Annotated in this window: 7 protein-coding genes; 3 read left to right on the top strand and 4 right to left on the bottom strand. The window is 65.5% G+C overall.

Annotation, left to right across the window (positions count from 1 at the left end):
• Positions 1-131 precede the first annotated feature (131 nt).
• The 4 genes from B3T59_RS05640 to B3T59_RS05625 form a co-directional block, all read right to left on the bottom strand.
• Entirely contained in the window at positions 132-695 is a 564-nt protein-coding gene (locus tag B3T59_RS05640; RefSeq protein ID WP_287001690.1) for a DUF501 domain-containing protein, read from the bottom strand.
• A gap of 31 nt (positions 696-726) precedes the next feature.
• Positions 727-1,440, bottom strand: a complete 714-nt coding sequence (locus tag B3T59_RS05635; protein ID WP_287001689.1) for an FtsB family cell division protein — start codon at positions 1,438-1,440, stop codon at positions 727-729.
• 13 nt (positions 1,441-1,453) lie between these two features.
• The gene (gene eno, locus B3T59_RS05630) at positions 1,454-2,737 is read right to left on the bottom strand and encodes a phosphopyruvate hydratase (RefSeq protein WP_287001694.1); all 1,284 of its coding nucleotides are present in this window, start codon (positions 2,735-2,737) and stop codon (positions 1,454-1,456) included.
• Positions 2,738-2,867: 130 nt separating this feature from the next.
• Positions 2,868-3,611, bottom strand: a complete 744-nt coding sequence (locus B3T59_RS05625; protein WP_287001688.1) for a lytic transglycosylase domain-containing protein — start codon at positions 3,609-3,611, stop codon at positions 2,868-2,870.
• 128 nt (positions 3,612-3,739) lie between these two features.
• Here B3T59_RS05625 and efeU point away from each other — a divergent pair, with 128 nt between their 5' ends.
• The 3 genes from efeU to efeB are packed head-to-tail and all read left to right on the top strand — an operon-like array spanning position 3,740 to position 7,936.
• On the top strand, positions 3,740-5,404 hold the full coding sequence (gene efeU, locus B3T59_RS05620) for an iron uptake transporter permease EfeU (RefSeq protein ID WP_287001687.1): 1,665 nt from the start codon (positions 3,740-3,742) through the stop codon (positions 5,402-5,404).
• Positions 5,401-6,594, top strand: a complete 1,194-nt coding sequence (efeO, locus tag B3T59_RS05615) for an iron uptake system protein EfeO (protein ID WP_251723734.1) — start codon at positions 5,401-5,403, stop codon at positions 6,592-6,594. Before efeU ends, efeO begins: the two co-directional genes overlap by 4 nt.
• Positions 6,595-6,598: 4 nt before the next feature.
• Complete coding sequence (gene efeB, locus B3T59_RS05610; protein WP_251723735.1) at positions 6,599-7,936, top strand: iron uptake transporter deferrochelatase/peroxidase subunit; 1,338 nt, start codon at positions 6,599-6,601, stop codon at positions 7,934-7,936.
• Positions 7,937-8,455 lie beyond the last annotated feature (519 nt).

Raw genomic sequence — 8,455 nt, 5'->3', positions numbered from 1 at the left:
GGGGGCGGCAGCTCGACCAGCCGAACCTTCAGCGCGACCAGCGGCGTCGGTACCGCCGGCGGGAGGAGTGGCCTCTTCTGCGACCAGCAGTCGAATGGAGTTGGTGCCGCAGTCGACGGCGGCGACCACAGTCACTGGTCGGACTCCGCGTCGTCTGTGGTTGCGGGGATTTCGGGCCAGTCGGCCGGAATCGCCGTGCCGCGCATGCCATTTGCGGCGGCGAGCGCCACGGCCTCGTCGCCGAGGGGATTGACACCCGGCCCCTTAGCGAGCGAGTGGGCGATCAGGACATGGAGGCACTTGACCCGATCCGGCATGCCGCCGCCGGAGAAGTCGGTGCCGAGCGATTCGATGGCGTCGCGTTCGGCGAGGAACGACTCGTGTGCGCGACGGTAGGCGGCGGCGAGATCGTCGTCGACGGCCAGGCGTGCGGTCATCTCCTTCATCACACCTGCCGACTCGAGTCGACTCGCCTCCGCGGTCAAGCGGGGATCGGTGAGGTAGTAGAGCGTCGGAAATGGCGTGCCGTCGGGCAGTCGCGGGGCGGTCTTGACGACGGCGGGCACACCGTCCGGAGTGCGATAACTGACCTCGATCACGCCGCGTGGCTCACGACCGAGTTGTGTGGCGATGGTGGCGAGGTCGTCGTCGCTCACCTGCTGGCCGGCAGATTGGTTGCCGTCGGATGTACTCACGCTTCTTTGCTACCAGTTCGGTGTGGCGAACTCAGTGCGACCCCGGCGCGTCGGCTCCGGGCGGGGTCGATACGGACTGCCACAAATTGCCGTACCAGGGGTTGGCTTCGTGTGCTGCTTCCCGCTGACGCTCAGCGCTTCGGGCAGCCTCGTCGGGATAGAGCATCACGAACGGCGTCTCTCCCGGCTTGACCAGCTTGAGTCGTTCTCGTGCCTTGGCCTCGATGTAGGCGGGGTCGTTCTGCTCGTTGACCTTTTGCTGGTAGTCGGCGACCTGGTCGCGCAATTGCGCGTTGGACTCCTCGAGTTGGGAGAACTCGGAGTGCTGCGAAAAGTAGGTGCGCAGCGGCATCGCCAACGTGAGCGCGACGATCCCGACCACCAACGACAACACCACGGCACGCTTCGCGTCGATGTGGTGGAGTCGCTGCGCAATCCGTTCGGTGAAACCCGCCCGTCGCCGACGCTGTGCCCGCAGCTGCTCGCGTTCACGCCGAACGTCGGAGAATCCGTCGCCCGCGTCGCTCTCGATGTCGGGGAGATCGTCAGAGTGTTCGTCGGCGACCTCGGCCTCGAAATCGATGACCGCGTCGTCGTAGATCTCCTGTTCGCCGGTCTCGATGACTGAGACCGGCGAACGGCGAGACGTCGATCGCTCACGCCGGGGCGTCTTGCGGGCACGCTCCCGGGAGCGGGGGTCGCTCATCGACGCACGCGTGCGTCGACGTCCTGAGCCCTGTGCCATGGGCTCTAGCTAATCACGAACCGTACGTATATCGGGGGAAGGCGAGGTCTCCCGCGTAGCGTGCCGCGTCGCCGAGGCCCTCCTCGATACGGAGCAACTGGTTGTACTTGGCGACACGCTCGCTGCGCGCGGGTGCGCCGGACTTGATCTGACCGCAGCCGCATGCGACGGCGAGGTCGGCGATCGTGGTGTCCTCGGTCTCGCCCGAACGGTGGCTCATCATCGTCTTGTAGCCGTTGTTGTGGGCGAGCGTGACGGCGTCGAGGGTCTCGGTGAGCGTTCCGATCTGATTGACCTTGACCAGCAACGCATTTGCCGCACCCTTGGAGATGCCCTCTTCGAGACGCTCGGGATTGGTGACGAACAGATCGTCGCCGACGAGCTGCACCTTGTCGCCGAGCGCGTCGGTCAGCTTGACCCAGCCGTCCCAGTCATCCTCGGACAGGCCGTCCTCGATCGACACGATCGGGAACTCGTCGACGAGCTTCTCGTAGTAGCTGATCATCTCGTCGCTGGAGAGCTTCTTACCCTCGAGGTTGTACACGCCGTCGCTGTAGAACTCGGTCGCCGCGGCGTCGAGAGCGATCGCGATGTCGCGGCCGAACTTGTAGCCCGCAGCATCGACGGCTTCACCGATGACAGCGATGGCCGACGCGGTGTCGGGGAGGTCGGGGGCGAAGCCACCCTCGTCGCCGAGCGCCGTGTTCAGGCCGCGCTTGTGCAGTACCGACTTGAGCGAGTGGTAGACCTCAGCACCCCAGCGCAGCGCCTCCTTGAAGGTCGGCGCGCCGATCGGAGCGATCATGAACTCCTGGAAGTCGATGCCGTTGTCGGCGTGCTCGCCGCCGTTGATGATGTTCATCATCGGAACCGGGAGGATGTGGGCGTTGGGGCCGCCGATGTAGCGGAACAGCGGCAGTCCTGCCGACTCTGCGGCACCCTTGGCCACCGCAAGCGACACGCCGAGAATGGCGTTGGCGCCGAGCCTGCTCTTGTCGGGAGTGCCGTCGGCGTCGATGAGGGCCTGGTCGACGAGCCGCTGCTCTTCGGCCTCGATACCGATGACCGCGGGTGCGAGTTCGCTCAACACGCCCTCGACAGCCTTGGTGACGCCCTTTCCGCCGTAACGCTTGCCGCCGTCACGCAGTTCGACGGCCTCGTGCTCACCCGTCGACGCGCCGGATGGCACAGCGGCACGTGTGAACGTGCCGTCGTCGAGGACGACCTCGACCTCGACAGTCGGGTTGCCTCGCGAGTCCAGAATTTCGCGTGCACCAACCTGTTCGATGATTGCCACGGTGTTGCCCCTATCGGTGAACATGTCGGCGCCTCGCGCAGCCGACGGGTACGGGATCAAAGCCTAGTCGGTGAAGTCAACAGTCACGCATCAAGCGCGCAGGGCGGGGGCGTCGAAGCCGGTGCGGCGTTCAGTAGCGGACGTTGATCGAGTACGCGTTGGCGTGATCGCGCACGTCGATCACGTACGCCATCGAATTGTTGTAGACCTTGACCGCCTTCTCCCAACCCTGCGGTGTGGTCATGTCGCCGCCCGCTGACACGCACAGGTAGCGGGCCGCTGACAGCGCGGCGTCGTCGATGTTGTCCGGATCGGCCTTGCCGTCACCGTTGGCGTCGACGCCGTAGCGTCGCCACGTCTCGGGAATGAACTGGAACGGACCCATCGCACGGTCGTGGGTGGCGTCGCCGTCGAGCTTCCCGCCGTCGGTGTCGGGGATCTCCATGTTTCCGCGCGTCCCGTCGAGCGGCACGCCCCGGATCGGCGGGCGGACATCACCGTTCGGCGCGATCTCGGAGCCTCGGTACTGACCGTGTTTGCTCTCGACGCCCCCGATGCCTGCGAGCGTTGTCCATCCGATCCCACACTCGGGGTGTTGCTGCCTTTGGATCTCGGCGGCGTTGCCGTAGGACTCCAGCGCGACGAACGGGATACCCGTGGCGTCGGAGATCGGCTTGGCCCAGTCGCGTAGCTGCTCGGCAGTGCGCCCCGGAGCGTTGATGTCGACGAAAGGTACCGGCGTCCCGAGGCCGGGCGGTATGCCGTCGGGAATGTCGGGACGTTTCAGGGAAGGCAGGTCAAGGCATGCCGACGTCAGAATTGCGACGCAGCTGAGAGCGGATATCGAGGCGAGTGCCCGTCGAACGATGGTCATCGATTCACCATGGTGCCATTGGCCCCTTGGTGATCTCGCATCACGCAGCGTAGCCTTAGCTCGCTTACGGTAAGTAAGGCTGTGCTGACCAGCCACAACACAGCAAATCGGACAAACCGGAGAGATACGTGTTCGCGACCCTCATCATCGGCCTCCGCGAGGGGCTCGAGGCGGCGCTCATCGTGGGCATCATCGCGGCCTTCCTCCGACGCCAGGGCCGCACAGACGCGCTGCGCTGGATGTGGGTCGGGGTCGGCGTCGCCGTCGCCATCTGCGTCGCTGTTGCCATCGGACTCGAGGTGCTCTCGCGCGACCTGCCGCAGCGCCAGCAAGAGGGCCTCGAAACCGTCATCGGCGTCATCGCTGTCGCGATGGTCACGTACATGATCGTGTGGATGCGTCAGCACGCACGCGATCTCAAGGGCGACCTGGAGGCCGCGGCCACCGACGCGGTCAACGAGGGTTCGGCGATCGCGTTCGTGATGATGGCATTCCTCGCGGTGCTCCGCGAGGGACTCGAGACGTCGGTGTTCCTGGTTGCGGCATTCAACGCCAGCAACAACGCCGTGCCGTCGGCGGTGGGCGCGATTCTCGGAATCGGCATAGCGGTGCTCCTGGGCTACGGCATCTATCGCGGTGGCGTCCACATCAACCTCGCCCGGTTCTTCAAGGTCACCGGCCTGCTGCTCGCCTTCGTCGCCGCAGGACTCGTGATGACCGCCTTCCGCACCGCGCACGAGGCGGGCTGGCTCAATGTCGGTCAGCAGCAGGTCGTCGACCTGACGTGGCTGGTCCAACCCGGCTCCATCCAATCCTCGCTACTGACCGGCGTTCTCGGGATTCAGCCGAAGCCTGTGCTCATCGAGGTCGTCGGCTGGGCGGTGTATTTGCTCATCGTCGGCACGATCGTGCTCTGGCCCGCGGGCAAGGCATTCCCCCGACGCGCCGCAGGACTGGCGTGCGGCGCACTCGCCGGCGTCCTCGCGATCGCGGCAGTCGTCGTCTTCTCCACCGCGCCGGCCGAACCGGCGGCGCCGTCGGACACGATGCGCGCCAGCGCCTCCGGCACGCCGTCGACTTCTGGTGTGCTGACCGGCAAGACCATTCGGGTCCCCGACCCCGTCGCAGTTCGGGTCGAGTCCGCCGACTCCACGCAGGCATCGGGCACACTCACGTCCGGATCTGTGTCGACTTCGCTGCCCAAACTCACTGCCACCGACGACGCGCAGATCGGCTCGACGAGCTACCCGACCTATCAACAGCTTGCTTCGCCGAACCTCGATATCGCCTCGCTGGTTCCCGACGCTCCCGCGCGCGTCACGCCCGCACAGGTCGCCGCGGGCAACAACGGACGCCTCCCGGTCGGGCTGAACACGCAGACGTTCGGAGCCGACGCACCGGTGATCTACACGGTCACCGCGACGGTGACGACCAGCGTCGATCCGACGTTCCATTCGCCGGTCGCCTCGGATGTCCACTACGTCGTGACCGCGACGGCCACCCCTGATTCCGGCGCCGCTGTGGTGCTCGGGAAGGTCGCGACCTTCGACGCCGAGCACACCGCTGATGCCGCCGAACTCGGTGCGCTGCAACACGCCATCGACCAACGGTCGGCACATCACACCCGGTCCGTCGTCGTGCCGCTGTGGCTTGCGGGCGGCGCGGTCGTCGCCGCGATTCTGGCCGGAGTGCTGCTGGTTCGACGCAGGCGTCCGACGCCGCCACCTGAGCACGAGGATTTGCAGACAGGGGCCCTGACAGGCCCCGCTCACACAAAGGAGAAAACCACATGAGGGTGCGACCACTGGTGGCCGTCGGCGCGGCAGCCGTCGCCGTCGTCGGGATCGCGGGCTGCTCGGACAGCTCCGACTCGTCGAACTCGTCGTCGGATGTGAAGACCGTCAAGGTCGAGATCACCGATCAGGGCTGCACTGCCACCCCGGACAAGGTCGACGCGGGGCCGATCACCTTCGAGATCACCAATAAGAATGCGGCAGCGGTCAGCGAGGTCGAGCTGATCAAGGACAACCGCATTCTCGCCGAGCGGGAGAACATTGCTCCCGGTATGGCGTCGGTGTCGTTCTCCCACAAGCTCGATGGCGGTACATACGAGCTGTACTGCCCCGGCGCCACCAACGAAAAGTCGCAGTTCACGGTCACCGGCAAGGCCGCGGAAGCCACCGGAACGGTCGCAGACAAGCTGAAGACCGCGTCCGCCGACTACAAGGCCTATGTGATCACCCAGGTCAACAGCCTCGTTGAACACACCAGAACACTGACCGACGCGGTGAAGGCCAACAACCTCGAGGCCGCCAAGGACGCGTACCCCAAGGCTCGCCCGTACTACGAGCGCATCGAGCCCATCGCCGGCGCCTTCTGCACCGACGGCTCGACGGACTGCTCCGACAATGCTTCTGTCAGCCTCGATTTCGCGATCGACGCGCGCCCGGATGCAGTCGGCCCCGGCGATAAGTGGGAGGGCTTCCACGTTTTGGAGAAGGCGATCTACCAGGACAAGAACCTCGCGAACATGGCGCCGGTAGCCGCGGAACTGCAGAAGAACGTCGAACTGCTCCAGAGCGTCGTCAACAAGCCGGAGTTCACCCTCGCTCCCGCTGAAATCGTCAACGGCGCAGGCGATCTGCTCGACGAGGTCTCGACGACCAAGCTCACCGGTGAGGAAGAGTCGTACTCGCACATCGACATCCTCGACATGCAGGCGAACATCGAGGGCTCCGAACAGGCCTTCGCTGTGGTCAAGCCCGCGCTGAAGGAGATCGATCCGCAGCTCACGCAGACCATCACCGATGCGTTCGCCAAGGTCGACTCGCTGATCGACACCTTCCGCGACCCCAACGAGCCCGGCGGCTTCAAGAACTTCACCCAGGTGACCGCCGAGCAGAAGCGCGAGATGGCAGCCGCCATCGTCGCCGTCAAGGATCCGCTGGCACAGGCCGGCGGAAAGATCGCCGCAGCGAGCTGATGTGATGTCCGCCGACGACAACAAACCGACGCAGCAACCGGATGACGCCACCTCGTCCGACCAGACCGCCGAGACGTCCGGCAGTGGACGTGGACCGCGCTTGGGACGTAGGGGTTTCCTTGGTGCCGCCGGGCTCGCCGGGGTTGTCGTCGGCGGCGCTGCGGGCGGCGCCATCGGTTACGCCGCCGCACCGAAACCGACCGACACCGCGTCGGAGGCCGTCGAATTCTACGGCGAGCACCAAGCCGGAATCATCACTCCCCAACAGAATTCGCTCGTGTTCGCCGCATTCGACGTCGCCGACTCGGTGACAACGCAGCAGCTCGAGGTGATGCTCGCACGGTGGGCCGCCGCGGCGAGCCTGCTCACGCAGGGTAAGCCCGTCGGACCGGTGGAGACCCGTCCCGGCTCACCCCCCGCCGACACCGGGGAGGCATTCGACCTCGGGCCGAACAGACTCACGATCACCGTCGGCTTCGGCCCGAGCCTGTTCGACGACCGATTCGGCCTGCGCGACAAGATGCCCGCCGCGCTGAAACCGTTGGGACAGTTGGCAGTCGACACAACGATCGATCCGTCGATCAGCGGCGGCGACATCTGCGTGCAAGCCTGCTCCGAAGACCCACAGGTCGCTTTTCACGCCGTCCGCAACCTCGCCCGTATCGGCCGCAGCGTGGTCACGCTGCGCTGGCTCCAGGAGGGTTTCGGCCGCGCATCTGCCACGTCGACGTCGCAGGTGACACCGCGAAATCTGTTGGGGTTCAAAGACGGAACGGCCAACATCAAGGCCGAGGACCCGAGCGTCGCCAACGAATGGGTCTGGGTGGGCGACGAGACGGATCAGCCCTGGATGAAGGGTGGCTCGTATCTGGTGTCGCGCAAGATCCGCATGCACATCGAGGCGTGGGACTCCGACGACATCGGCAACCAGGAGTTGATCTTCGGGCGCACCAAGGACGTCGGCGCTCCCCTGTCGGGTGGCAGTGAGTTCACGACGATCGACTTCCACAAACGACTCGACACCGGCAAGTACGCGGTCGACCGGTTCTCGCATGTGCGACTCGCACACCCCGACAACAACGGCGGCGCGCAGATTTTGCGTCGCGGATACAACTACACCGACGGAATCGACACGCGCACAGGGACACTCGCCGCCGGGCTGTTCTTCATCGCGTACCAGAAGAACGCGCACGAGCAGTTCGTCCGCATCCAGAACAACCTCGCCCAGGACGGACTCAACGAGTACATCGCACCCATCTCGAGCTCACTGTTCGCCGTCCCGCCGGGGCTGTCGGAGATCGGCGACTGGTACGGCAAGAAGCTCTTCGGGTACACGGACTAGCGCGGCGTCGTCGGGGCGGCGTCGTCGGGGCGGACCGCCGCCGCCCGCGCGGAAAGTAGGGGAAGAATTCTTTCCCCTACTTCCTGAGGTTTCCCCGCGACACTTCTCGAGAAAACGCACACAACCCGCGAAAGAAGCCTTTCCCCTGGTTTCCGCACCACGGGGCACCCGCCCGCCCGCGCAGAAAGTAGGGGAAAGAACTCTTCCCCCAGTTCCTGAGGTTTCCCCGCGACACTTCTCGAGAAAACGCACACAACCCGCGGAAAAAGCCTTTCCCCTAGTTTCCGCACCACAGGGCACCCGCCCGCCCGCGCAGAAAGTAGGGGAAAGAACTCTTCCCCCAGTTCCTGAGGTTTCCCCGCGACACATCCCGAGGAAACGCACACAACCCGCGGAAGAAGCGTTTCCTCTAGTTCCTGCGCGCTGGCTAAGGCCGGCAGACCCGCACAGAAAGTCGCAGGAAGAACCCCTTCCCCTACTCCCCGCGCCCTCGGACTACCCCCAGGGTCACGGCAAAGT

It is taken from the genome of Gordonia sp. UBA7860, assembly GCF_002500165.1.
Lineage (GTDB): Bacteria > Actinomycetota > Actinomycetes > Mycobacteriales > Mycobacteriaceae > Gordonia > Gordonia sputi.
This window is presented reverse-complemented; position numbering and strand designations above follow the sequence as displayed.

Bases quoted from the DNA above. Each gene is read 5' to 3' on its own strand.
- B3T59_RS05635 (WP_287001689.1), bottom strand. From the start codon at position 1,440: ATGGCACAGGGCTCAGGACGTCGACGCACGCGTGCGTCGATGAGCGAC.
- B3T59_RS05625 (WP_287001688.1), bottom strand. From the start codon at position 3,611: ATGACCATCGTTCGACGGGCACTCGCCTCGATATCCGCTCTCAGCTGC.
- efeO (WP_251723734.1), top strand. From the start codon at position 5,401: ATGAGGGTGCGACCACTGGTGGCCGTCGGCGCGGCAGCCGTCGCCGTC.
- efeB (WP_251723735.1), top strand. From the start codon at position 6,599: ATGTCCGCCGACGACAACAAACCGACGCAGCAACCGGATGACGCCACC.